The organism is Aquimarina mytili (assembly GCF_016735115.1).
GTDB classification, from domain to species: domain Bacteria; phylum Bacteroidota; class Bacteroidia; order Flavobacteriales; family Flavobacteriaceae; genus Aquimarina; species Aquimarina mytili.
The window spans coordinates 21,191-46,796 of sequence record NZ_JAERQJ010000010.1 but is presented as its reverse complement, the minus strand read 5'-3'; the positions used below and the strand labels follow the sequence as shown (position 1 = coordinate 46,796).

22 protein-coding genes are annotated in these 25,606 nt (G+C 33.3%); 11 read left to right on the top strand and 11 right to left on the bottom strand.

Translation table 11 applies throughout. The features are described from left to right. Nucleotides 1–225: 225 nt before the first annotated feature. Both JJQ60_RS18895 and JJQ60_RS18890 read left to right on the top strand, forming a co-directional pair. Nucleotides 226–669, top strand: coding sequence for a RidA family protein (locus JJQ60_RS18895; RefSeq protein ID WP_201923876.1), 444 nt, complete (start codon nt 226–228; stop codon nt 667–669). Between the two features lie 71 nt (nt 670–740). Next, complete coding sequence (locus JJQ60_RS18890; RefSeq protein WP_201923875.1) at nt 741–1,370, top strand: 7-carboxy-7-deazaguanine synthase QueE; 630 nt, start codon at nt 741–743, stop codon at nt 1,368–1,370. Nucleotides 1,371–2,701: 1,331 nt separating this feature from the next. On the opposite strand, the gene JJQ60_RS18885 is transcribed toward JJQ60_RS18890, so the two are convergent. Then, a complete protein-coding gene (locus JJQ60_RS18885) occupies nt 2,702–3,235 on the bottom strand; it encodes a DUF2911 domain-containing protein (RefSeq protein WP_201923873.1) in 534 nt (177 codons plus the stop codon). Nucleotides 3,236–3,496: 261 nt separating this feature from the next. Here JJQ60_RS18885 and asnB point away from each other — a divergent pair, with 261 nt between their 5' ends. Further along, complete coding sequence (gene asnB, locus JJQ60_RS18880) at nt 3,497–5,161, top strand: asparagine synthase B (protein WP_201923871.1); 1,665 nt, start codon at nt 3,497–3,499, stop codon at nt 5,159–5,161. A 198-nt stretch (nt 5,162–5,359) separates the two neighbouring features. Here asnB and JJQ60_RS18875 read toward each other — a convergent pair whose 3' ends face one another. Next, nucleotides 5,360–6,520 (bottom strand): M12 family metallopeptidase, encoded by a 1,161-nt coding sequence (locus JJQ60_RS18875; RefSeq protein ID WP_201923869.1) that lies wholly within the window; start codon nt 6,518–6,520, stop codon nt 5,360–5,362. A 503-nt stretch (nt 6,521–7,023) separates the two neighbouring features. Here JJQ60_RS18875 and gyrB point away from each other — a divergent pair. From gyrB to secDF, 6 genes are all read left to right on the top strand, one after another. Beyond that, nucleotides 7,024–8,964 carry a DNA topoisomerase (ATP-hydrolyzing) subunit B gene (gene gyrB, locus JJQ60_RS18870; RefSeq protein WP_201923867.1) on the top strand — a complete coding sequence of 647 codons (1,941 nt, stop codon included), beginning with the start codon at nt 7,024–7,026 and terminating at the stop codon, nt 8,962–8,964. Nucleotides 8,965–9,050: 86 nt separating this feature from the next. After that, the gene (locus tag JJQ60_RS18865) at nt 9,051–10,052 is read left to right on the top strand and encodes a DUF6588 family protein (protein WP_201923865.1); all 1,002 of its coding nucleotides are present in this window, start codon (nt 9,051–9,053) and stop codon (nt 10,050–10,052) included. 109 nt (nt 10,053–10,161) lie between these two features. Beyond that, nucleotides 10,162–11,088, top strand: coding sequence for a malate dehydrogenase (mdh, locus tag JJQ60_RS18860; RefSeq protein ID WP_201923863.1), 927 nt, complete (start codon nt 10,162–10,164; stop codon nt 11,086–11,088). A gap of 81 nt (nt 11,089–11,169) precedes the next feature. Then, nucleotides 11,170–12,120, top strand: coding sequence for a SecDF P1 head subdomain-containing protein (locus JJQ60_RS18855; RefSeq protein WP_201923861.1), 951 nt, complete (start codon nt 11,170–11,172; stop codon nt 12,118–12,120). 83 nt (nt 12,121–12,203) lie between these two features. Then, a complete protein-coding gene (locus tag JJQ60_RS18850) occupies nt 12,204–12,821 on the top strand; it encodes a hypothetical protein (RefSeq protein WP_201923859.1) in 618 nt (205 codons plus the stop codon). 232 nt (nt 12,822–13,053) lie between these two features. Further along, nucleotides 13,054–16,086 carry a protein translocase subunit SecDF gene (secDF, locus tag JJQ60_RS18845; protein ID WP_201923857.1) on the top strand — a complete coding sequence of 1,011 codons (3,033 nt, stop codon included), beginning with the start codon at nt 13,054–13,056 and terminating at the stop codon, nt 16,084–16,086. A gap of 175 nt (nt 16,087–16,261) precedes the next feature. Here the strand turns inward: secDF and JJQ60_RS18840 are convergent, their stop codons facing one another. The 7 genes from JJQ60_RS18840 to JJQ60_RS18810 all read right to left on the bottom strand — a co-directional run bounded on the left by JJQ60_RS18840 (nt 16,262) and on the right by JJQ60_RS18810 (nt 20,684). Then, complete coding sequence (locus JJQ60_RS18840; RefSeq protein WP_201923855.1) at nt 16,262–16,756, bottom strand: DUF192 domain-containing protein; 495 nt, start codon at nt 16,754–16,756, stop codon at nt 16,262–16,264. Nucleotides 16,757–16,846: 90 nt separating this feature from the next. After that, a complete protein-coding gene (creD, locus tag JJQ60_RS18835) occupies nt 16,847–18,202 on the bottom strand; it encodes a cell envelope integrity protein CreD (protein WP_201923853.1) in 1,356 nt (451 codons plus the stop codon). Between the two features lie 55 nt (nt 18,203–18,257). After that, nucleotides 18,258–18,902: a DUF1361 domain-containing protein gene (locus tag JJQ60_RS18830; RefSeq protein WP_201923851.1), complete on the bottom strand. Its 645-nt coding sequence runs from the start codon at nt 18,900–18,902 to the stop codon at nt 18,258–18,260. A 10-nt stretch (nt 18,903–18,912) separates the two neighbouring features. Beyond that, the gene (locus tag JJQ60_RS18825) at nt 18,913–19,212 is read right to left on the bottom strand and encodes a hypothetical protein (RefSeq protein ID WP_201923849.1); all 300 of its coding nucleotides are present in this window, start codon (nt 19,210–19,212) and stop codon (nt 18,913–18,915) included. Further along, a complete protein-coding gene (locus JJQ60_RS18820) occupies nt 19,203–19,673 on the bottom strand; it encodes a Coq4 family protein (protein WP_201923847.1) in 471 nt (156 codons plus the stop codon). The genes JJQ60_RS18825 and JJQ60_RS18820 overlap by 10 nt, the downstream gene beginning before the upstream one ends. A 53-nt stretch (nt 19,674–19,726) precedes the next feature. Continuing rightward, nucleotides 19,727–20,020: a winged helix-turn-helix domain-containing protein gene (locus JJQ60_RS18815; protein WP_201923845.1), complete on the bottom strand. Its 294-nt coding sequence runs from the start codon at nt 20,018–20,020 to the stop codon at nt 19,727–19,729. Between the two features lie 58 nt (nt 20,021–20,078). Next, nucleotides 20,079–20,684 (bottom strand): hypothetical protein, encoded by a 606-nt coding sequence (locus JJQ60_RS18810; protein ID WP_201923843.1) that lies wholly within the window; start codon nt 20,682–20,684, stop codon nt 20,079–20,081. A gap of 93 nt (nt 20,685–20,777) precedes the next feature. On the opposite strand from JJQ60_RS18810, the gene JJQ60_RS18805 reads away from it, so the two are divergent. Further along, nucleotides 20,778–21,140 carry a DUF1801 domain-containing protein gene (locus JJQ60_RS18805; protein WP_201923842.1) on the top strand — a complete coding sequence of 121 codons (363 nt, stop codon included), beginning with the start codon at nt 20,778–20,780 and terminating at the stop codon, nt 21,138–21,140. On the opposite strand, the gene kdsA is transcribed toward JJQ60_RS18805, so the two are convergent. Continuing rightward, complete coding sequence (gene kdsA / locus JJQ60_RS18800; protein ID WP_201923840.1) at nt 21,127–21,945, bottom strand: 3-deoxy-8-phosphooctulonate synthase; 819 nt, start codon at nt 21,943–21,945, stop codon at nt 21,127–21,129. The two genes, JJQ60_RS18805 and kdsA, sit on opposite strands and share 14 nt — an antisense overlap. A 164-nt stretch (nt 21,946–22,109) precedes the next feature. Here kdsA and typA point away from each other — a divergent pair, with 164 nt between their 5' ends. Beyond that, nucleotides 22,110–23,909 (top strand): translational GTPase TypA, encoded by a 1,800-nt coding sequence (gene typA / locus JJQ60_RS18795; protein WP_201923838.1) that lies wholly within the window; start codon nt 22,110–22,112, stop codon nt 23,907–23,909. A 1,001-nt stretch (nt 23,910–24,910) separates the two neighbouring features. Here the strand turns inward: typA and JJQ60_RS18790 are convergent. Then, nucleotides 24,911–25,594: a cell division ATP-binding protein FtsE gene (locus JJQ60_RS18790; RefSeq protein ID WP_201923836.1), complete on the bottom strand. Its 684-nt coding sequence runs from the start codon at nt 25,592–25,594 to the stop codon at nt 24,911–24,913. Between the last annotated feature and the right edge of the window lie 12 nt (nt 25,595–25,606).

Genomic DNA, 25,606 nt, shown 5'->3' with positions numbered 1-25,606 from the left:
AATATGAATCTTAACTTTTCTATTGAAACGAACAACAAGAAATTTGAGTATAACTTCATGAAAGTATATCTTGACAAATCTTTTTGAAACAACAAAACCTAGTAAAGCGCCTAGATTTTTTTTAGATTTTCATGATTATAATTATAAAAGTTTGAATGAATAAAATTATAGGGTATTTTTAATGCTGAACAATCCACGCAAAACGTAGTTTTAATTTTTTTAATTATGAAGAATACATTTTTAGTTGTAGTTATTAGTATTTTATTGTTTAGTTGTAATTCAGATACTACTACCATTAATTTTTATAAGTCGCATGAACCTAAAAAATCTGAAACTCCTTTTTCTGATATTGTACAGGTTGGAAATCTATATTTTTTATCAGGTCAGGTTGGAATGGATCATACAACCAGAACATTAGTTGATGGTGGCATCAAGGCCGAAACCAAACAAACATTAGAGAATATTAAAGCTGTATTAAAACATCATAATATGGGGATGGATAATGTTGTAAAATGCACTGTGATTCTTTCAGATATTAATGATTTTTCTGCCTTTAATAAAGTGTACAAAACGTATTTTCCACAAAAACCCGCTCGCACTACTTTTGCGGCCAAAGGTTTGGCTGTTGGAGCCAAGATTGAAATTGAATGTATTGCCGCCAAAAAATAATACGTATTAAACAGTATTAGCTTTAGAGATTTGCTAAATAATTCTCTAATGTTACGTACCTTTGCAAACTTATGCAAGAGAGTATACAAAAATTGGTAAATGAAGGAAAAATGCTTCCTTTAATGGAAGAATTTTATACAATTCAAGGTGAAGGCTATCATAAAGGAACAGCTGCATATTTTATTAGAATAGGGGGGTGTGATGTAGGTTGTCATTGGTGCGATGTTAAAGAAAGCTGGAATGCTGATCTACATCCTCCAACAGCTACAGAAAAAATTGTTCAAAATGCAACGAAGTATAGTGATGTTGTTGTGGTAACAGGAGGAGAGCCTTTAACCTGGGATATGACACTACTTACCAAAGAACTTAAAAATAGAAATGCTAAAACACATATAGAAACATCAGGAGCATATCCACTTACAGGAGAATGGGATTGGATTTGTCTTTCTCCTAAAAAAGTAAAGCTACCAGAAGAAGCAATATATAATGAAGCCCACGAATTGAAATGTATTGTTTATAATAAGAACGATTTTAAGTTTGCAGAAGAACAAGCAGCCAAAGTTTCCGAGGATTGCATATTATACCTTCAACCAGAATGGAGTGTACGCGAAAAAATGATCCCTTTAATAGTTGATTATGTGATGAATAACCCAAAATGGAAAGTTTCTCTTCAAACTCACAAATATTTAAATATTCCTTAAAGAAAAATAAACGTTTCTGTCGTTTTTAGATGTTTTAATCTCTCTTGAATTTTTTTATTATGGTTTTTCCATACTTCAAAAATGGTGTTGCATTTGAATTTTTTAAGATTTTGTAGGTTTTTTAGTACAATAAAAATACATTTAACAGGAGAGCGTTGAGTTTTATCTATAAAAAGTTATGCGATGTCAAATAAAAAATATTTTTCACATTTTTATGTTAATCGTTTGCTGCTATCCTGTTAATTTTAAAGTAATTAACTTTTAATAAAAACGTATGAATTCTATTTTTACTTTCAGGGGGCTAGACTTTAGTGCAGTAGTAAGATTTATAAAGGATCTTCCAGGAGCATCGATGTATACAATGCGCAAATAATAAAGAAAAATAGCTGAATTTTAAAAAAATGTTTATTATTTAATAGAAAAGACTGTACATATATGTACGGTCTTTTTTTTAATATTCATATAAATGGATTATATATAACTACCTCTTTTCAGAACTTGTGAGTGCTTTTATAGTATTTGTGTACTTGTAAAAAGGGGGAAAATCCCCCTAAATAATTACTTTAAGCTGTAAGATATTTCTTCAAAAATTAGCATGTCTAAAAACTTTCATGCTTTATATCGTGCTAAAATTAGTTTTGGTCTAAAATATTGCTTTCTCTGTGTTAATTTTTTTTCATCAGGAAGGATACCTGTTATCTTTGTATAACGAATTATAAATCAAATGATTATGAAGTTATTTTACGGTATTATGGTGATTGATATAGCAGCATTAAAATCTTTTTTAAAACAATTGCCTTCGGCTTGCAGTAATGCAATTCATAGATAATAATTTTAGAGAAATCTAAAAAGGGAAGCAAATAGATAAAAACGGGATTATTGTCTTAAATAATTGGTATATATAATAAGGGATTAGGGGAAATTACCCCATTTTCCTTGTAAAAAACACCAATATTGAACATTGGAACTTTCTGATATTTAGTTTTTTGTGTCGATAATCGATAAAATCTAAAATTATATCTAAAAGCTTTAAAAAATATTGACATCACCTAATTTGGGTGGTATATTTGAGTAATATTAATTTAATATAAAAATATGGGGCTATTTTACACGAAATTTAGATTAACTTTTAGAATTGTAATGGATTTTCTAAGAGAATTACCTGGAGCATCAGGTCATGCTATTCATAGATAGTATTGAAAAGATATTATTATCTCATTCGGGATAATCAAAATCAATTATATTTAGGGGCATAATATAATTTATTTAAAAAAGTAGCTCGGTTATGATAACCGAGCTACTTTTTTGTTCTATTAGTAGGTAACCTATACTTACATATAAAAAGGAACTTCTACGCGGGCAGTGTCCCAACCCATAACCATATGATAACCTTTGTCAACTTTTTTAAATGCAATTGAGAATGCTTCTAAAGCATCTCCAGAGGCAGCGGGAACTTTTATTCTAGCCACATCTTTGCCTTTATCATAAGAGTAAGCACCCCAACTATCCAGATCAGAATTAATTATAATAGTCCATTCTTTTTCGCCAGGAATAGTATATAAAGAATACGTTCCTGCTTTGATAGATTGATCTCCCATTTTTACGTCTTTAAAAAACTTAATCTCTGTGGCCTCATCGGCTCCCGTTCTCCATACTTTGTCAAACTTAACCAGGTCTCCGAATATTGCTCTTCCCTTTTTTTGCGGACGACTATAAACAACCTTAATTTCTGGTTTAGCATTTCTATCAGCTTTTGCATAAGAAATATCTGTAGGACTCTTTTGCAACCCGGCAAATTTTTGTGCATTCATTGTTGTTAAAGTTCCTATAAACATAATAGCAACTAATAAGAGTGATTTTTTCATAATAGTGATTTTGAATTTTTTCTTGAATGTAAAGATATACCTGAAGTAATGTGTTAAATGTTAATCGAGTCTATAAATTCTGTTAAATGTTTCAAATAACAATTTGATAGTAGGTATAGGGTGATAATTGTATTTTGGTTTCAATTTTTATGTTTTTTTAAATTATATGTTTCAAATTTAAATCAAAAGTTGTATTATTGTTTTTATTTATTAACTATATATAAATCTTTGAACTATTAACTAACATAAATTATTATCAGTATGTGTGGAATTGTTACCGCTTTTGATTTAAAGCAAGATGTAGAGGTACTAAGGCCTCAATTATTAGAAATGTCTAAGAAAATTCGCCATCGTGGGCCAGATTGGAATGGTATATATGCAAGTGAAAAAGCAATATTGGCGCATGAACGATTGGCTATTGTTGATCCAGCTTCTGGAAAACAACCTTTATTTAGTGAAGACAAGAAATTAGTCTTAGCGGCTAATGGCGAGATATATAATCACAGAGAGCTTCGTAAGCAGTTTGAAGGAAAGTATAATTTTCAGACAAACTCTGATTGTGAAGTGATTTTGGCTTTGTATAAAGAGAAAGGAGCTGATTTTATAGATGAGTTGAATGGTATTTTTGCTTTTGCCCTATATGATGTAGAAAAGGATACCTATTTAATTGCAAGAGACCATATGGGTATTATACCTTTATATATGGGTTGGGATCAAAACGGAACATTTTATGTAGCTTCAGAACTAAAAGCTCTTGAAGGAGTTTGTACTAAGATAGAATTATTCCCTCCAGGTCATTATATGTCTAGCGAAGATGGCGCGCCAAAAAAATGGTATGTTAGAGATTGGTCAGACTATAGTGCAGTACAAGAAAATCAAACAAGTATTGATGAAGTAAGAGATGCTTTAGAAGCAGCAGTTCATAGACAGTTAATGTCTGATGTTCCTTATGGGGTATTACTCTCAGGTGGTTTAGATTCTTCAGTTACCTCTGCTATTGCTAAAAAATATGCAGATAAACGAATTGAATCTGATGATGCTAAAGAAGCTTGGTGGCCACAATTACATTCTTTTTCAGTAGGTTTAGAAGGTTCTCCAGATTTGGCAGCTGCACAAAAAGTAGCGGATCATATCGGGACAGTTCATCACGAAATTAAATTTACAATCCAGGAAGGTTTAGATGCGATAAAAGATGTAATTTACAATCTTGAAACTTATGATATTACTACAATAAGAGCGTCAACGCCTATGTATCTAATGGCAAGAGTTATTAAATCAATGGGAGTAAAAATGGTATTGTCTGGTGAAGGAGCTGATGAGATTTTTGGAGGCTATTTATATTTTCATAAAGCACCGAGTGCTCAAGAGTTTCATGATGAGACGGTACGTAAGTTGGATAAATTGCATATGTATGACTGTTTACGTGCAAACAAATCACTTGCAGCATGGGGTATAGAAGGTAGAGTGCCATTTTTGGATAAAGAATTTATGGATGTAGCCATGCGTATTAACCCAAAAGACAAAATGATTAATGGAGAACGAATGGAGAAATGGGTTATCCGTAAAGCGTTTGAATCCTATCTGCCAGAAAGTGTAGCTTGGAGACAAAAAGAACAATTCTCTGATGGAGTAGGGTATAGCTGGATTGATACATTAAAAGAAGTGGTTGAAAGAGAAGTATCTGATGAGCAAATGGCAAATGCCCATTTTAGATTCCCGATACAAACACCACAAAATAAAGAAGAGTTTTATTATCGTTCTATATTTGAAGGCCATTTCCCGAGTGATGCCGCGGCTCTAAGTGTTCCGCAAGAACCATCAGTAGCGTGTAGTACTAAAATTGCGCTAGAATGGGATGAAGCTTTTAAGAATATGAATGACCCTAGTGGTAGAGCGGTAGCTGCTGTTCATGAAGAAGCGTATTAGAGATCACTATATGTAAAGACATCAGTTTGTTTTAAAACTGTACGTTGAGTTAATTGAGATTTATAACCCCTAAGAACATGTTCTTAGGGGTTTTAAAATTGTTGTATATAACTAAAGAAGACTATAGATTTCCTATAGTCTTCTTATTTACTAATTAAATAGTGTTTGATTAAGTGTTTTTTGGAGCATCAGGATTTTTTAGTTTCCACATCTACCTTGATTAGACCATCTAAAGTTACTTTGGAGTTCATATAAAGATCCTCTGTAAGTAACTTTATCTCCAGGAGTGTATCTGGTGTTTCTGCTATATTCGTTAACTCCCGCGCAAATGTCTGCAGGTGGTGTAGTGGTGTCACATTCTTTGATAAGATTCCATCTAGAGAAATCTCTTTCGTATAAAGAACCTTGATATGTTACGCGATCTCCAACTTCGTATCGCTGACCTCTTACCCATTCTTCAACGCCTTCGCAAGTATCAGTGTCTCCACCTCCACCTCCACCGTCTCCGGCTGGGTAAAGTTTGTTGGTACCTGCAATATCTCCAGCAGATAATACACTTCTAAAAGGGATACGACTTCCGTCTTTCTCTAACATTACAGGTTGACGATTCTTACTAAAAGTGAAGCTGCTGTAAATCATGATCGATCTAACATCAAAAGGACCTGGATTAACCGAATTTCTATCTACTCTAAATTGGCTTATTGCACCATCTTGAATGTTTTCAGGAAAAATATCAACAAATTGATCTCTATCACTACGATTTTGTTCATGTAGATACCCTAGTGTATGTCCGATTTCATGAGTCATTACTCCTGTACCAGTTCTTACTCCCATATTTATTGTTCCTCTTGTGCCCTGTACTCCTAAACTAGCCGATGCACAATTACAATTTCGACCACTATTTCTAATGGTTACATAGTAATTTTCATTAGTTCTTTCTTTGAATCTAATATTGGTTTTAGTGGTCCATTCTTCCATAGATCTAAAAGTAACGTCACGTTGATTGCTAGTAAGACTACCGTCTAATACATATATAATGGTGTTATTAGGCCATTTTCTAACCCCAGAAGCGAGACCGAGCTTGGCATCAATTTCGTTAGGAGCTAGGTTAGGATCGTTAACAATTTCTTCGTCTTGTAATTGTTCTGGAGTAAATTCTACATCTCCCCATTTAAACATTCCATTGTCGAGTTCTTCTACTTCTATTAGATTTCCTCTAAAGTACTTTTCTACTAATTGAGGAGCTTCTGAAGTTTCCGGAAGAGTTTCTTCAAAGCTTTCATTAGAACATGAAGCTGCAAAAAGCCCTAAGCATATTGCTGTAACTTTTCCTAAGTAAATTAATTTTTTTGTTTTCATTTTGAATTTAAAATTTGAGTTTGTTTGTGTTTTTTATAGCTGACATAACTAGATTGTTGTTCTAGTTATTACAAATCAACTGGTTAAAATTATTTTAAAGAATGTTAATTTGTGTTAACCAATGAGTATCCGTAAGAAGCTGTTTAGTAAGCGTTTTGCGTAATGTGTGTTTTTAAGTTCGCAGTGAAGTTTTTTTACTTTATTTACATTATCGGTAAACATATTGTGAAGTGCATGTAATATTTTGATTTTCTTTATAATTGCCTTTTTCTTATGTGGTTTTATAGTGGGATTTCACTCAAGGTTAAAAATTATAAAATTATTATAAAATCCATTTAAGGCTATTTTTATCAGTTTTAAGAGCATTTTTGTTTTTTCTGGTAGTAATCTTGATTAATTGTTGATAACTCTTTAAATCATCTTTGATAAAATCCTTTTATCCTTTTACTGTTTTTTTATCTTTGTTCGTTAACCAAAATTATCATAAATAATAAAGCTGGTTTATGAGCGAAGAAAACAAAAAAAGTAATTATTCTGCCGATAGTATTCAGGCGTTAGAAGGAATGGAACATGTACGCATGCGTCCATCAATGTATATTGGAGATGTAGGAGTAAGAGGATTGCATCATTTGGTGTATGAAGTAGTTGATAACTCTATTGATGAAGCGCTTGCTGGGCATTGTGACGCCATCGAAGTTACAATAAACGAAGATAATTCGATCACAACAAAAGATAACGGACGAGGGATTCCGGTTGAGATTCATAAAAAAGAAGGTGTTTCTGCATTAGAAGTTGTAATGACCAAAATTGGTGCGGGAGGAAAATTTGATAAAGATTCTTATAAAGTTTCTGGAGGTTTGCATGGGGTAGGTGTATCCTGTGTTAATGCACTTTCTGATCACTTACATGCCTACGTGCATAGAGAAGGTAAGGTTTGGGAGCAAGAATATGAAAGAGGGAAACCACTATATCCGGTAAAATCAACAGGAAGTACTGATTTTAGAGGTACTATTGTAACATTCAAACCGGATACATCAATTTTTCAACAAACAACCGAGTATAATTATGATACTTTGGCAAGTCGTATGAGAGAATTGGCATACCTAAATAAAGGTATTACAATTACACTTACAGATATGCGTCATAAAGATGATGAAGGTAATGTTGTTTCAGAAACATTCCACTCAGAAGAAGGATTGAAAGAATTTGTAAGGTTTCTAGATGCAAGTCGTAGTGCTATCATAGGAGAAGTAATTTCTATGGAAGGGGAGAAAAATAATATTCCTGTAGAAGTGGCTATGATCTATAATGATTCATATGCAGAGAATCTTCACTCTTATGTAAATAATATTAATACTCATGAAGGAGGAACGCATCTTTCTGGATTTAGAAGAGGATTGACTTCGACGCTTAAGAAATATGCAGATGCTTCTGGGATGTTAGATAAGTTGAAGTTCGAAATTGCCGGGGATGATTTCCGAGAAGGACTAACAGCAATTGTATCTGTAAAGGTTGCAGAGCCACAATTCGAAGGGCAGACCAAAACTAAGCTGGGTAATAGAGAGGTTACTTCTGCAGTTTCACAGGCAGTTTCTGAGATGTTAGAAAATTATCTAGAAGAAAACCCAAGTGACGCAAAAACGATTGTAGAAAAAGTTATCCTTGCTGCACAAGCACGCCATGCCGCTAAAAAAGCGCGTGAGATGGTGCAACGTAAATCGGTTATGAGTATTGGTGGTTTGCCAGGAAAATTATCTGATTGCTCTGAGCAAGATCCGGCTTTATGCGAAGTGTTTCTTGTAGAGGGTGATTCTGCAGGTGGTACTGCAAAACAAGGACGTGATCGTATGTTTCAGGCAATTCTTCCACTTCGTGGAAAAATACTAAACGTAGAAAAAGCGATGCATCATAAAGTTTTTGAGAATGAAGAAATCAAAAATATATTTACTGCGCTTGGTGTAACGATAGGTACAGAAGAAGATAGTAAAGCATTAAACCTTTCAAAATTACGCTATCATAAAATCGTAATTATGTGTGATGCCGATGTCGATGGTAGTCATATTTCTACACTGATACTAACATTCTTTTTCCGTTATATGAAAGAATTGATTGAAGCGGGACATATATATATTGCTGCTCCACCATTATATTTAGTGAAAAAAGGTGCTAAGAAACAATATGCTTGGAATGACGATCAACGAGATCAAATTGTAAGAGAGTTTGGAGAAAATTCTAAAATACAACGTTACAAAGGTCTTGGAGAGATGAATGCAGAGCAACTTTGGGATACTACGATGAATCCAGAGTTTAGAACATTACGCCAGGTAAGTATTGATAATCTTACTGAAGCGGATCGTATTTTCTCTATGCTAATGGGAGACGAGGTGCCGCCACGTCGGGAATTTATTGAAAAGAACGCAGTATATGCAAATATTGATGCGTAATACATAATAAATCTACTCAAAATCCGCTATATCTTTATGTATAGCGGATTTTTTTTATATTGCAACGCCTATAAAACCCAAATCTAATGAAAAAGTTAACATTATTGTTGGCATTGGTTCTAGGCCAATTGGCCTCTTCTCAAACAGATATCGATCAAATTCTTGAGATCGGAATTGCAAATGCTCAAAGGTTTAGTGCAGATTATTTTGTTCCAGCAGGTGAGTCTTTGGTCAATAATATGTCTAATGGCTGGTATAATACCGCTAAAACAAAAAAACTTTGGCATTTTGAAGTGGGCATAGTAGGAAACCTTTCTTTTGTAAGAGAAGAAAAGCAATCTTTTATTCTTAATACGGCAGATTATATTAATATCACATTTAGAGATGGTCAAACTAGTCAAGAAGTGACTAATGCATTTGGGGTTAATCAAGGAGATGTAACCGTAGTTATTAATGAAGGCGATCCTGATGAGTTAGAGGTAGTTTTGCCAGATGGTATCGGAAGTTCAGCAATTAATTCTATACCAGCAGGATATTTACAAGCGTCTTTAGGTCTTATTAAAAGCACTGAAATCAAAGTGCGTTTTTTACCAAGAATTAAGGCTGTAGAAGATGCAGAAATTCAACTATATGGAGTTGCTTTTCAACACGAATTTACAGATTGGGTTTTTCCTTTAAAAAGATGGCCGGTAAAACTAGCAGGATTAATAGGGTATACTAATGTAAAAGGTTTTTATGATATAAACACAGGTAGTGGTTTACCAGGGGTTGATCAAGAAGTGAAACTTAATTCTAATTCTTGGTTGATTACTAGTATAGTGTCTACAAAATTACCGGTACTTAATTTTTACGGAGGTTTAGGGTATTATTTTGGTTCAAGTGATGCTGATGTATTGGGGGTGTATCAAATTCAAAACGGTCCGTTTGCTTCAGATGTAATTACCGATCCTATTAGTGTAAAGAATAAAACCAAAGGAGTTAAAGCTACCATTGGTGCTAGAGTTAAATTTGGAGTTTTTAATGCTAATCTGGATTATACACTTCAGAATTATAATAACCTATCTCTTGGACTCGCTTTTGGGTGGTAATTTAGCTTGTATTTGTGAATTAATTCGTTAAAGAATTTGTATTTTCGCGCAGGTATTGAAATTTTTTCAATACAACGAATTAATATTAATTAAAAATATACACAACATAATGAAAGTTACAGTAGTAGGAGCTGGTGCAGTAGGTGCAAGTTGCGCCGAATATATAGCCATAAAGGATTTTGCTTCAGAAGTAGTATTGTTAGATATCAAAGAAGGATATGCAGAAGGTAAAGCAATGGATTTAATGCAAACTGCATCTCTTAATGGTTTTGATACAAAAATTACAGGAACTACAGGAGATTATTCTAAAACTGCAGGAAGTGATATTGCTGTAATTACTTCAGGAATTCCACGTAAACCAGGAATGACTCGTGAGGAGTTAATTGGGATCAACGCAGGAATTGTAAAGACAGTATCTTCTAGTTTAATAGAGCATTCTCCAAATGCAATTATTATTGTGGTGAGTAACCCTATGGATACGATGACCTATCTGGTTCATAAAACCACAGATCTTCCTAAGAATAGAATTATTGGTATGGGAGGAGCATTGGATAGTGCACGTTTCAAATATAGATTAGCAGAAGCGTTAGGTGCCCCTATCTCTGATGTTGACGGAATGGTAATTGGAGGTCACAGTGATAAAGGAATGGTGCCTTTGACTAGATTAGCTACTAGAAATAGCGTGCCAGTTTCAGAATTTATTTCTAATGATAGATTAGAGCAGGTAGCTGCAGATACTAAAGTAGGTGGAGCTACACTTACTAAATTATTAGGAACATCTGCATGGTATGCACCAGGAGCAGCAGTGTCTGGACTTGTGCAAGCTATTGCTTGCGATCAGAAGAAAATCTTCCCTTGTTCTACATTATTAGAAGGTGAATATGGCTTAAATGACCTTTGTATTGGAACTCCAGTAGTATTAGGTCGAAATGGAATCGAAAAAATCGTTGAAATCGAACTGAGTGATGCTGAAAAAGCTAAATTAGCTGAGAGCGCAGAAGGTGTTAAGAAAACTAATGGATTGCTAGAACTGTAATTATATTTTAGAATCTAAGTTATATGTATAAATAAAAGCTGCTTTATTGCAGCTTTGTTTTTTTTAATTTAAAATCTTTTTATGATATTTTACAAAGCCTTTGGAATAAGTATATTGTTGTTATTTGTTGTTTCAAGCGCTTCAGGGCAACAGACCTATAAGAAACTTAATGTTACACTTCAATTCGATGCAAAACATAATGTAGATAATAAAGCTTATACCGAAAAAATTATCCAAACATTAAGTAGAAGGTTACAAGGTGTTTCCAAAAAAACACAGTTTTATAATGGAACTAAGAATAATGAGGTTTCTATTGAATTAATAACTAAGAGTGATCCTGAAAGAATAAAAAGTTTACTATTGCATAATGGGGAACTTAAGTTTTATGAAGCGTTTTATAGAAGAGATCTGATAAAGTTTGTCGGTGAATTAAGGAAATTGTTGAAAAAGGAGAAGCTTATAGGAAAAAGCCCTTTATTTGATCTTGATGATAAGATGACAATAAAAAATGATGAAAGAGCAGTTATTTTGTATATTTCTGAAAAAGACACTTCAACGGTGAATAAATACTTGTCTAATCAAAATCTCCACTCACTTTTACCTATTAATAAGGAAGATGTTAGTTTTTTTTGGAGTAAAAAAGAAGAGGATCCTGAGGATGAATTATTTCTTTATGCAGTAAAATTAGAAAAAGGAGGAAAACCGATTTTGGAAGGTGATATTATTGAAAAGGCGTATTACGAACCAAATATTTTTGGAAGGTTTAGTGTAATAGTTAAATTTAATGATGAAGGCACTGAAAAATGGAAGGAGTTAACAGAAAAAGCATTTGTAAAACATTTTAAAATAGCGATTGTAGGAAATGATATGGTTTATGCAGATCCAGGTATTGTTTCTGGAGCAATTTCTACAGGCGTATTTGAAATAACTACTTTTAGTTTATATGAAGCGCAAGATTTTACATATATTTTAAATTCAGGATCTTTACCTGATTTAAGACTAACAAACTTCGAAGAAGAGGAATTGAAATAATCTTAAATTTGTAGTTTAAACTTGTAATCTATATTTATATAAAGACGTTAGAAATACAATCTTAATTTTTTTATATTTGCCGCATGAAGAAAAAATGGTACTTCGGAATATTAATCACTGCACTTGCAGTACTTGTTGTTATTCAACGACAAACCGTTGTACCTAATCAAGAAATTGTATTAGAGTTTGTTAATATTGAAGTCACCTCTCAAGAGGCTCAAAATGCTATTGCAAACGTAAAGAAACAATTACAATCTCTTGGGGTTAAGAATACTGTAATATCTAAGGAATTAGAAAATGGTACCCTTAAAATTGCTTATTACAGTGATGAAGATGTAGAGTTCATAAAAAAAACACTTTCTGCAGGTCAAAACGTAGCGCTGGATCATGTTTTTTATGACCAAAATGAAGACGATAATCAGTTTCCTCTAAATAAAAATTCTAAAGACTATAACCTAGATGTTTATGAAATCCAGAAAAGCACAGGTGTTGATTCTGACTTTAATGGTTTATATGTTGTAGAAGTACAGCATGAACAAGATGCAGATTCTAGTGATAATTTATATAGTTTAATTACTAGTATTGATGACGATATAGATCGGCTTGTTAAAGTAGCCCAAAAATTAAATTCATCTATTGTTATCACAATAGATAATATCTCACATAATATTCCAGAAGTAAGGGCTGGACCAATTTCTTAATTGGAATTCAAAGCTTTTATAAAATTCCTAAAACCATATTTCTTTAAAAGCTAAAATAGAAGAGTGATACTACTCTTGAAAGCCATTTTAGTATTTTAAAAATAACTTATATCACTTGCTTGATATAATTTGATTACCATAATAATTTAATAATTAATAATAATTGTCAAACCTTGAGTATAATTTATGTGTACTCATCTTTGCAACTAGGTTTGACCAAAATAAATAAATAATGCAAAATAAAGGACTTGTTAGAGTATTTGCGATTTTGTTCGGATTGGTGTGTGTATACCAATTGTCTTATACGTATTTAACCTACACAAAAGAGAATGAGGCAGAAGCCTATGCACAACAAAAGTACCCTGAAACTGTAGAAGACTATTCAAAGTTAAGAGAAACAGCAGAAGGAGCATACTTAGATTCTATCGGCAAAGAAGAAATTTTTGCTGGTATTACATATAACTTTGCAAAAAATAAAGAACTTAATAAGGGACTTGACCTTAAAGGAGGAATCAATGTTATTCTTCAAATTTCTGTAAAGGATATTTTGAGCGGACTAGCAAACAAATCCAAAGACCCATCGTTTAATCAGGCATTGCTTGCTACAGACGAATTACAAAAGAATAGCCAGAATACATATATAGAGGATTTCTTTACGGAGTTTGAAAAAATTCCAGATGCAAAATTGGCATCACCAGATATTTTTGCTAATAAAAATCTAAGTGATGATATCACTTATGATATGACTAACGATCAGGTAAAGCCTGTATTGAGAAGAAAAATTGATGAGTCTGTAACTTCTGCTTTTGAAGTATTGCGTAAACGTATCGATAAGTTTGGAGTTACTCAACCAAATATTCAGCGTTTAGGAGAGTCTGGACGTATTTTGGTTGAATTGCCTGGAGCAAAAGATGTAGATAGGGTAAAAAGCTTACTACAAAGTACAGCACAACTAGAATTTTGGGATGTGTATAAGGCGGAAGAGATCTTCCCATTCTTATTTACAGCAAACAATCTCTTAAAAGAACAAGCTAATAAAGTTGAAAAAGTTAAAGAAGAGGTTAAAGAAGGGGAAGAAAGCGAAGTTGTAGTCGATTCTACTCAAGTAGATACTACCAAGTCAGATGCTGATGCTGCAATCGAAGATTTATTGGAAGATGCAGAGGATTCTACAGATGTTGAAGCTCAAGTAAATCCCTTATTAGATCTAATTGCGGGTCAAGGTGGTCAAGGTGGACCAGTTGTTGTGTCTGTTTTAAAGAAAGATGCTGATACGTTTATGGCGTATCTTAATGATCCAAAAGTAAGAGCGTTATTGCCTGTAGAGCAACGTTATACAAAATTTGCATGGGGTAAACCTGAAAAAGATTCTGAAGTTCTTGATCTTTATGCAATAAAAGGAAATAGAGATAATGAGCCAGAATTAAGCGGAGGTGTTATTACCGATGCAAGACAAGAATATAACCAGTTAGGAAAAGTTACCGTTACTATGCAAATGGATGGTAAAGGAGCAAAGAAATGGGAAGAAATGACTGGTCGTGCATTTAGTCAAAGAAGCCAGATAGCTGTTGTACTTGATGATGTTGTATATTCGGCACCAGGAGTTACTACTGGAGCTATTAGTGGAGGTAGAAGTGAAATTACTGGGGATTTTTCTGTAGAAGAAGGTCAGGATTTAGCAAATGTATTGAGAGCAGGTAAATTACCAGCTTCAGCAGATATTATTCAGAGTGAAGTTGTAGGACCTTCTCTTGGTCAAGAAGCGATCGATAGTGGTATCATGTCTTTTGCAATTGCATTAGTATTGATTTTAATCTGGATGATATTTTATTATGGTAAAGCAGGTGCTTTTGCAGATGTTGCATTGGTCGTTAATATTCTGTTTATATTTGGAGTATTGGCTGGATTAAAGGCGGTATTAACACTCCCTGGTATTGCTGGTATCGTTTTAACGATTGGTATGTCGGTAGATGCTAACGTGTTAATATTTGAAAGAATTCGAGAAGAATTAGCTAAAGGTAAATCTCAGGTAGATGCTATCAAAGATGGATTTAATAATGCATTGTCGTCTATTCTTGATGCAAACATCACAACTGGTCTTACCGGTTTAATCTTATTATTAATTGGTACAGGACCTGTTAAAGGATTTGCAACAACTTTATTAATTGGTATTTTAACTTCTTTATTTACTGCAATTTTTATTACCAGATTATTTATTGATGGATATGGTAAAAATGGAAAAGAATTAGCTTTTTCTACTAGTGCAACAAAGAACTTATTTAAGAATATAAATATTGACTTCTTAAAGAAGCGTAAAATTGCATATGTAATCTCAGGAGCTATTATCATTGCAGGTATTGCTTCTTTATTTACGAATAACCTGGATTATGGAGTAGATTTTGTAGGAGGTAGAACATACACGGTGCGTTTTGCTAAAGATGTAGTTCCTACTACGGTTGAAAAAGATCTGGTTGCTGTATTCGAAAGTGCACAAGCAAAAACTCTTGGAGCAAATAATCAGTTAAAAATCACTACCAAATATAAAGTAAATGAAACCGGTGAAGCGGTAGATACTGAAATTTCGAATAAATTATTTGAAGCTTTAAAACCATATTTGACTGAAGGACTGACTTATGATGAATTTGCAAATGGTGATGAAGATAAGCAAGTAGGAATTATGTCTTCTATGAAAGTTGGACCTACAATTGCAGATGATATTCAGCAAGCGGCTTTCTGGTCTGTATTAGGTTCCTTGATCGTAGTATTCTTATATATCTTATTACGATTTAGAAGATGGCAATTTAGTTTAGGTGCGGTAGCCGCCGTATTCCACGATGTGTTGGTAGTACTTGGTGTGTTTTCATTGACATGGAAGTTTATGCCATTCAACATGGAAATCGATCAGGCATTTATTGCGGCAATACTGACCGTAATTGGTTACTCTCTGAATGATACCGTGGTTGTATTTGATAGAATCCGTGAATTCTTCAAAGAGCACACTACATGGCCATTAGCAAAGAATGTAAATGGAGCTTTAAATAGTACGTTGAGTCGTACCTTAAATACATCTTTGACTACCTTATTAGTACTTGTAGCTATATTTATATTTGCAGTACCATTAAGAGGGTTTATGTTCTCGCTAATTATTGGTGTATTAGTAGGTACATACTCATCATTGTTTATTGCAACGCCAATTATGCATGATACAGTAAGCAAAGTTGGTTTAAAAATCAAAGAAAAAGAGACTGAAGAGAAGAAAAAATAATTTTTTTCAGTACTGATATAAAAAATCCGTTTCAATTACTTGAAACGGATTTTTTATTTGAATATGTTTTTAATAGGATTTACATTTTGTAAACTACCTCTGGGCGAGTCCATGAGGCATTAAATTGAAAAATAATTTAAATTTCGAGGCGAGTCTTGGAGCATTCAAATCTCGATTATCGAGTAAAAGAAATTGAGTCACCAGACTTAAGATTCCAGGTATTTGTTAAACCGGCATTCACTTCTAAAACGTATTGGGCAGGACCCTCTGAGGGTAAAGAAGATTCATTAAATGGTTGTGCATTCTTTTGAATACTTACCACCTTGTTTTTGGAATCAATAAATATAATGTCTAATGCAAACTCCGTATTTTTCATGTAAAAAGAACGTGGCGCCTCTTTAGAAAATACAAATAGCATTCCTTGGTTATTTTGCATTGATTTACGATACATAAGGCCGGTTTGAATTTGATAATCATCATCGGCAATCTCTATGTCTAATGTGGTAATCGAGCTTGGGATAGAGTCTTTTGAATCAAATAAAGAAAGCTCTCCTTCTTTGGTAAATGTTACTTCTTTTACTAGGTTTTTAGTGTTCTTAGTGTCTGTTTTACACGAAAATATGCTTAGTGTTACGCAGGCTATAACCAGGATAGATATACTTTTTCTCATGAATTTCATTTTTAGAAGAACTAAAAGTATATAAAAAAGCTACACTTCAAAAGTTTGAAGCATAGCTTTTCTTGTTTTGTTTAAGATGTTTTAGTCATTTCCCCAATCAATTTTTCGAGATATCATCATTATGGTTCCAAGGATTAAGAACAATCCTATACTACCCACAAGTAAAGCATAGCTTTCAAGCTGTATAATTACAAAAATAAAAGTGTACAAAACAGCGAGCGAAGCTGCTATAAATCCCATAAACTTAAAGCTTTTGAGTATTGCTTTTGAATATATGGAAATCAATAATACGACCGCTACACCGGCTATAATATAGGCTTGCAAAAAGCTAGAATGTTCAGATATAGATATGAGTAGTGTATAAAACATCGTTAACGCCAAACCTATCATCATATACTGAAATGGGTGGATATGAATTTTACTAATACTCTGAATTAAAAAGAAGACTAAAAAAGTAAGTGCTATCACCAGGTATCCATATTTGGTTGCTCGTTCACTTTTTTGATACTCATCTACAGGGATCAATAATTTTACACCAAAGGCAGATGAATCAATATAGGGTAATTCTCCAAAAAACTCCTGTTCAAATTCTCTGTTGATTTGCAGTATTTTCCAATTAGCTTTAAAACCATTTTCTGTAATCTCTTTTGTTTTGGTGTCTGGAAGATAGTTTCCATTGAAACTTGGTGAAGCCCAATTTGAGGTTATCGATACCTTGGTTTCTTTACCCACAGGTATAAATCGTAGTTGTTCACTACCGTTGATAATCAGATCTAAACCAAAATCAATAGAATTTTCTTTAGGAATAGAGTTTTCTTTAAGAAACTTGGTTTCTAAAGTGTTGGTATGCGTTTTTTGAGCAAATCTTGATTGTAATGCATAACTTTCTGAGCCTATTTTTAGCTCTAAATTACTTTTTATCCCTTTTAGGTTAGTTGAGTTAACTAATACTGTTGCCTTGTTCCATAAGATATCAGTTTCGGCAATATCTTGCATTTCAAAATTTGGAATGCTAAAAGAGCCCTTTATTTTCATATCGGCAGTATACACCACAGACTCATAGATACTTCTTCCTAGAGTTTCAGATTCAACCTTGGTTATTATGTCTAATGTGTTCGGAAAAAAGAATGCATATTTTATAGTAATAAGGTCTTCTTCGGTGTACGATTTGGTCTTTTCGTCCCAGATCTTTTTTAGGCTGTGTATTTGATACGGAATTTTAAGTATAGGGCCATAAAGTAACACTTCGTTTCCCCATTTTTGATTAATTTCTCGAACTACTTCTTCTTGTCTATAGGCACGCTCTTGTATTAAGTTTTTAATGTAGGATAATGGAATTAATAGAACCAGAATTAATATTCCTACCATCAACATGCGTACGGTGATTGAAGTTTTTAGCCATTGTCCGAAGGACTTTTTTTGTTTTTGGGTTTCCATAAGTATAAAGTTTATTGTATTTCTATTGTTAATTGTTTCTTTTGAGGTATAGGTGTCAGCTCTTCTCTTGACAATACTCAATCAATTGATAGGTTATGGTCAAGAAACCACCAAAACCAATGGTAAAAGCCCAAGTGTCTATGTGTTGAATAGGGAAGAGGATTCTTTTTAGAATATCTGATAAAATGCCCATAGGGTTTTGAAGAATATCCCAGCTGTTCCATCGTAAGACTCTTCCTAAATATATTCCAAATCCACAAAGAATTAAAATAAGCCGGATGATATAATTGGTAACTTTTTGGGATAAACGTTCTAATAGCAGTTTTTGCATCATTTGTAAAGATGCAAATCCCATGATCATACCATTAACAGCAAACGATAGAATAAGTAAAACATCAAACCAAACCGAATGTAATGTGCTTAATCTAATGTGTTGTAAATCCGTTATGATGTATGGTGAATTGGGTAAAAAAGCCAACCATATTGTAAAACCACTCCAGAAGATGACTCTGTTTACTTTTTTTGCACTTAGTAGAGTAGTGATAAGGTACGGTATCGCAGCAAGAAATAAATTCCAAATTAGGAAAAGGAAAAAAAGAGAATCAGTTTTTATAATTCTGATCAGCAACAATGCAGCGCTAAATGCTACAGACGCGATAAGACTCTTGATAAATGGTGATCGTTCGTAAGTAGTATTCATTATAGTTTTTTTAAAATGGATTGTTGATCACTATCATTAAATATCCCATGGCTATAGGGATGTTAATCAAGAAAAGTAAAATGGTAGTTATGTTTTCTTTGTAGTACTGATGATTGATAATAGCGTTAGCAAATAACCCAATTAGGGTGATTGCATTTATCACTAATGTTACTAATACATAAAATACACCACCAACTAGAAAAGCTTCAGATTCGAAGGTTAAGTATAATAATAAAATGAATGTTCCTAAAAGAAGGCTAATTGTTGCCAGTGTTAGTGCCTTTTTGTTGATTGTTTGTCTTATTTGCATAACGGAGAGATTAAAAATGTAGTCCTTAATTTGTGAACAGGTTGATGTAATAGTTTTTTGTAATTCAGTTGATGAAAGGAATATGCTGATTTTCCTTTTATGTAGGTGTTTCTAAAAAGATGGATCTTATCAGGGTAGAGTAGGGTGCCTATAAAAATAACTAAGATTAGGTATATGCTTCGTTTCCCATTTCCTAAAAGATAGTACTGCATGGCGATTTCTTCGGGTACAGAAATCCCTATGTTCGTTAGTACATGAAATACATCGTGATCCTCTAGTTTGGGTTGTGGAGAAAAATCATGTTTAAGTAAAAAACATCCCAAATGAAAACCTAAACTATTTTTAGGGTGCAGTTGCAAAAGGTTTGATACAGAAATATCCCAGGCCTTTTGTTTTTTAAACCACTTTTGATATGGTTTTTTGCTTAATTCGTATATCGTTTCTAAAATAAATGCTCTCATTCTATTATTTAAAAGTACTTTGAAATTCAAAGTAAATGATTAAAAAAATATAGCTATTGCTTCAGTAATTTTTCAATAGCTTCTACATGCTTTTTGAAGGCTTCTCTACCTTTTTTGGTTACACTATATCTTGTGTTAGGCTTTCGACCAATAAATGATTTCTCGACCAAAATATATTCATCTTTTTCTAATGCCTTAGTATGACTTGCCAGGTTACCATCTGTGGCTCCCAGAAGTTCTTTTAACGTTTTAAAATCGGCAAATTCATTAACCACCAAGATTGACATAATACCCAATCTGATTCGATGATCAAAAGCTTTGTTTATATTTCCTATTATATTTTTCATTTTTGTTTCCGTCTATGCGAAAATCTTTTATGCTACTTAAAGTTTCTTGACCCTGAACTTATCGATCGTGCTTAAAATAAATAAGGCTTCCATAAATAATATGCATTACTCCAAATCCCAAGACCCAAAACCAAAAGCCATATCCAGGATATACTGCACAGATCAAACCTAATACAATTTCTATATATCCCAAATATTTTACATTACCAATTGTATATTTTGATGCGTTTATTAGGGCTAATCCATAAAAAATAAGCATTAATGAACCTGTGAGACCGTAATGGTTGCTGTATATTTTAATTATAATATAAATTCCACCCGTAATTAGTGGAATTAGAAAGGCAGTAAGTAGTCTCTTTGATGTACCGTTCCATAGCGTTTCATTATTTTTTTTAGCCTTTCTAGTGCTTAGAAATATTGCTGTTATAATGCTTAGTAGTGCTACTATAAGGAGGTCGAGTAAAATATAATTAAATATTTTGCCATCGAGAATTAAATAGTCTCTACCGCTTATGCTTACTAAATAATATGCGATGGCAGCTCCTATCAAGGCATAGATACCTGCCATGATGCCTGATAAACCACTAAGTGAGAAAAAACGTGAAGATTTATTCATCATGTCTTTAATCTCTGTGATGTCTTTTAAGTATTCTTCTGTGCTCATTTTAAAAGTACTTTGAAATGCAAAGTAAAATGAAAATATTGAATTGTGCAAATGATTTTTTTAATTAGTGGTGCAAAATTTTATTTTTGAAGTATGAATCCGGCAGAAGAATACATCCTAAAGCAACCAGAACCTTTTAAATCTATATTGCTTCATCTGCAAGTAGTAATCGAAACTACCTTGTCTGATGTCGAGTTATTATTTAAATGGAAACTTCCTTTTTATTATGAAGGAAAGAATTTTATATGTTATCTTAATGTGACTAAGGGATATGTAGATGTCGGTTTTCCTGCTGCACAATATTTTACAAAGCACTTAGATAAATTATACGCCGATAAAAGAAAGTATGTAAAGTCACTTCGATATCAAAAAAAGGAAGATATCGATGACCAAATACTTATAGAGGTACTAGAGCAAGCTTATAAATTCAGAAAAGAAAAATTTATAACTGATTAACCGTTTGTCTAATCGCTACTAAGTTGCTTAGCAATTTCTCTAAATGATCCAAGTGTAGCATATTAGCCCCATCGCTTTTGGCATTTGCCGGATCAAAATGAGTCTCCATAAATAATCCATCAACACCTGTTACAACTCCTGCACGTGCTATGGTTTCGATCATGTCTGGTCTACCGCCAGTAACACCACTAGATTGATTAGGTTGCTGTAGAGAGTGGGTAACGTCTAATACTGTAGTTCCATATTGTTTCATGGTAGGGATACCCCTAAAATCAACGATCATATCTTGGTAACCAAACATAGTTCCTCTGTCTGTAATCATGGCATTTTTATTACCACTATCGTTTACTTTTTTAACGGCATGCTGCATCGCTTCAGGGCTCATAAATTGCCCTTTTTTAAGATTTACAGTTTTACCGGTTTTTGCCGCTGCCACCACCAGGTCAGTTTGACGAACCAAAAAAGCTGGTATTTGCAGGATATCGACATATTCTGCTGCCAACGCTGCATCTTCATTTTCATGAATATCGGTGACAGTTGGTACTTCAAAAGTTTCTCCTACTTTGCGTAAGATTTTTAAGGCTTTTTCATTTCCAATTCCTGTAAAACTATCAATACGACTACGATTAGCCTTTTTAAAAGACCCTTTAAACACATATGGTATGTTTAATTTAGAAGTAATGTCAACTACTTTTTCTGCAATTCGTAATGCCATTTCTTCTCCCTCAATAGCACATGGCCCAGCCAGAAGGAAAAAATTATTTGCGTCAAGATGTTTTAGATTAGGAATATTCTCTAGTTGCATGATAGCTTATTTTAAGGTGCAAAGATAGAAGTTTTATTGGGAGAATTAAGGCATTATTAATAAGAGTTTTGTGTACTAATTTTAGTGCTTTTTAAATAACGGGTAAAAGATATACAACCTGTCAAAATAACTCGTACCTTTGCACCCTTAAAAATGAGGCGTTTATGACAGCTATAAAAAATATTGCAATAATTGCACACGTAGATCACGGTAAAACTACGTTGGTAGATAAGATTATGTACCATTGTCAATTATTTCGTGAAAATGAAAATACTGGAGATTTAATCCTTGATAATAATGACTTAGAGCGTGAAAGAGGTATTACAATTACTTCAAAAAACGTATCGGTTACTTATAAAGGAACTAAAATCAATATTATTGATACTCCTGGTCACGCCGATTTTGGAGGAGAAGTAGAACGTGTATTAAATATGGCCGATGGAGTACTACTTCTTGTAGATGCTTTTGAAGGACCAATGCCACAAACTCGTTTTGTACTTCAAAAAGCAATTGATCTTGGCTTGAAACCATGTGTTGTGGTAAACAAAGTAGATAAAGAAAACTGTACTCCTGATGAAGTACATGAGAAAGTATTCGATCTTATGTTCGAGTTAGGTGCTGAAGAGTGGCAGTTAGATTTTCCAACGGTATATGGTTCTGCAAAGAACAATTGGATGAGTGAGGACTGGAAAAAAGAAACTGACAATATTGAACCCTTATTGGATATGGTGATCGATCATATCCCATCTCCTAAAATTGAAGCGGGTACTCCACAAATGTTGATTACATCATTAGATTTTTCTTCATTTACAGGACGTATCGCTATTGGTCGTTTGCAAAGAGGAACGCTGACCGAAGGTATGCAGGTTTCTTTGGTGAAACGTGATGGAACCATAAAAAAATCAAAAATTAAAGAACTTCATACTTTTGAAGGTCTAGGAAGAAGAAAAGTAGATAAGGTTGAAGCTGGTGACATTTGTGCATTAGTTGGACTTGAAGGTTTTGAAATTGGAGATACTGTAGCCGATATCGAAAATCCTGAAGGGCTAAAAACCATTGCAATCGATGAGCCTACGATGAGTATGTTGTTTACGATTAACGATTCTCCATTCTTTGGAAAAGATGGGAAATTTGTTACTTCAAGACATATTAAAGAAAGACTAGAAAAAGAACTAGAGAAAAACCTTGCTTTACGGGTAAATGAAACCGATAGCGCTGATAAATTTATGGTTTTTGGTAGAGGTGTACTGCATTTATCGGTACTTATCGAAACCATGAGAAGAGAAGGGTACGAATTACAAATTGGACAGCCACAAGTAATTATCAGAGAGATTGACGGAGTTAAATGTGAGCCGGTAGAAGAGTTAACTATTGATCTTCCAGAAAGTGTATCGGGTAAAGCTGTTGAGATGGTAACACTTCGCAAAGGAGAGATGTTAAGCATGGAGGCTAAAGGCGATCGTATGGTTTGCGAATTCTTAATTCCATCAAGAGGTATAATAGGATTGCGTAATCAGTTGTTAACAGCAACAGCTGGTGAAGCGATTATGGCGCATCGTTTTAAAGAATATCAACCGTTAAAAGGTGATATCCCAGGTCGTATTAATGGATCTCTTGTGTCTATGGAAAAAGGTACCGCTATTCCTTATTCTATAGATAAATTACAAGACAGAGGAAAATTCTTTATTGATCCGGGAGAGGATATTTATGAAGGGCAGGTAATTGGAGAGAATTCTCGCGGAGATGATATGACTGTTAATGTTACCAAAACTAAAAAGTTATCGAATGTTCGTTCTGCAGGAGCTGATGATAAAGCTAAAATTGTACCGGCAATTAAGTTTTCGTTAGAAGAAGCTTTAGAATATATTCAAAAAGATGAATATGTTGAGGTTACACCAAACCACTTAAGGTTACGTAAAATATTTCTTACTGAAGTAGAACGTAAACGAAATAAAATAGTGTAAGTTTAATCTTATTATAATTATAAAACCCCTAGGGATATCCCTAGGGGTTTTTATTTTGTAGGTATTAATACAGGGTCTTAATCGATTCAGTATAAAACTGAAAGTGCTCTATTTCCTCATTGCATATCTACTTGCACCTGGCAATTGTTTCAAAAAATTTCTTAATGCTTTGAGGTCTACGATCATAATTCCGTAAAATAATTTCATAAGCCTATTTTTAAATGATACAATTTTTTATCTATAATAAGATACGATAGAATTTTAATCGAATTACAAACTAATCAAAGTTTTATAAAAATTTTAATACTTGTATAAAGAGGATACAAATAAAAAGTCCCGAGGGGGGAAACTCGGGACTTGTATCGATATTTTGGGGTATGATTTGGGGGCTAATCCAAATATCTTGGGGTAATTTGGGGTTTCTTATTTTTTGGGCGAAATGTTTTAAAAACACCTCTCTCATTTTTACAGTACAAATATAAGAAGGTACTTCGAGTTAGAACTTGTAAAAAACAACAAATAATCGGTAAAATGCATTTTTATATCGATAAAATACACAAATATTGACGTTTTCTCAGTTTTTTGCTTACGGTTTTGACAGAAATGTTGAATACAGCAAAAGTGAAACGGGTAAAGAGTTGGTACTTTTTTGTCCTTTATGAATATTTTTAATAGAATATAAGATCGCAAAAAAAATCCCGAGAGGGGGCTCGGGATTTATAGTCGATATTTTGGGGTATGATTTGGGGTAATATTTGGGGCTTTCTTTATTTTGGGGTGAAGTGTTTTTTTTACTTCGTTAATTTTACATTACAAATGTAAGAGGTTTCTTGGTTTTAAAACTTGTAAAAAACAACAAATAATCGGTAAAATACATTTTTTACCGATAAAAAACACAACTTACAACGTTTTCGTAAAATATAGATTTGTTTTCATACAGATATTTTTGGATAGTACATTCTAATTTAAATGAGAAAACTAAAGAAAAGTGAAATGTGAAATCATCCTTTTCTCTGTACTACCTCAAAAACCTTGTTTCCATCACATTTCAAAGTTTTTGATGGATATTTTAGAAGTAAGGCATAATCATGTGTAGCCATAAGAATAGTGTTACCGTTCTTATTGATATCTTGAAGAACCTCCATTACTTCAACTGAAGTCTGTGGATCCAGATTTCCGGTAGGCTCATCTGCCAATATTAGCTCCGGATCATTTAAAAGAGCTCGTGCTATAGCAATACGCTGTTGCTCTCCTCCTGATAATTGATATGGAAATTTAAACCCCTTGGTTTTCATCCCTACTTTGTCCAGAACATTATCGATCTTATCATCCATTGCTATTTCGTCTGTCCACCCGGTTGCTTTAAGCACAAATAATAAATTGTCTTTTACGGTTCTATCATTAAGCAATTTAAAATCTTGAAATACAATACCCAATTTACGGCGTAGAAATGGGATTTGATTTTCTTGTAGTGTAGGTAAATCAAAATCAACAATACTTCCTTCTCCTTCTAATAAAGGAAGATCACCATATAGAGTCTTCATAAAACTACTTTTACCTGTACCGGTTTTACCAATAAGATAGACAAAATCACCTTTGTTAACCTCTACATTAACATCAGAGAGAATTAGGCTTTCACGTTGATAAATAGAAGCATCCTTAAGGCTTAATACCGTATTAGACATAGTTTATGATTA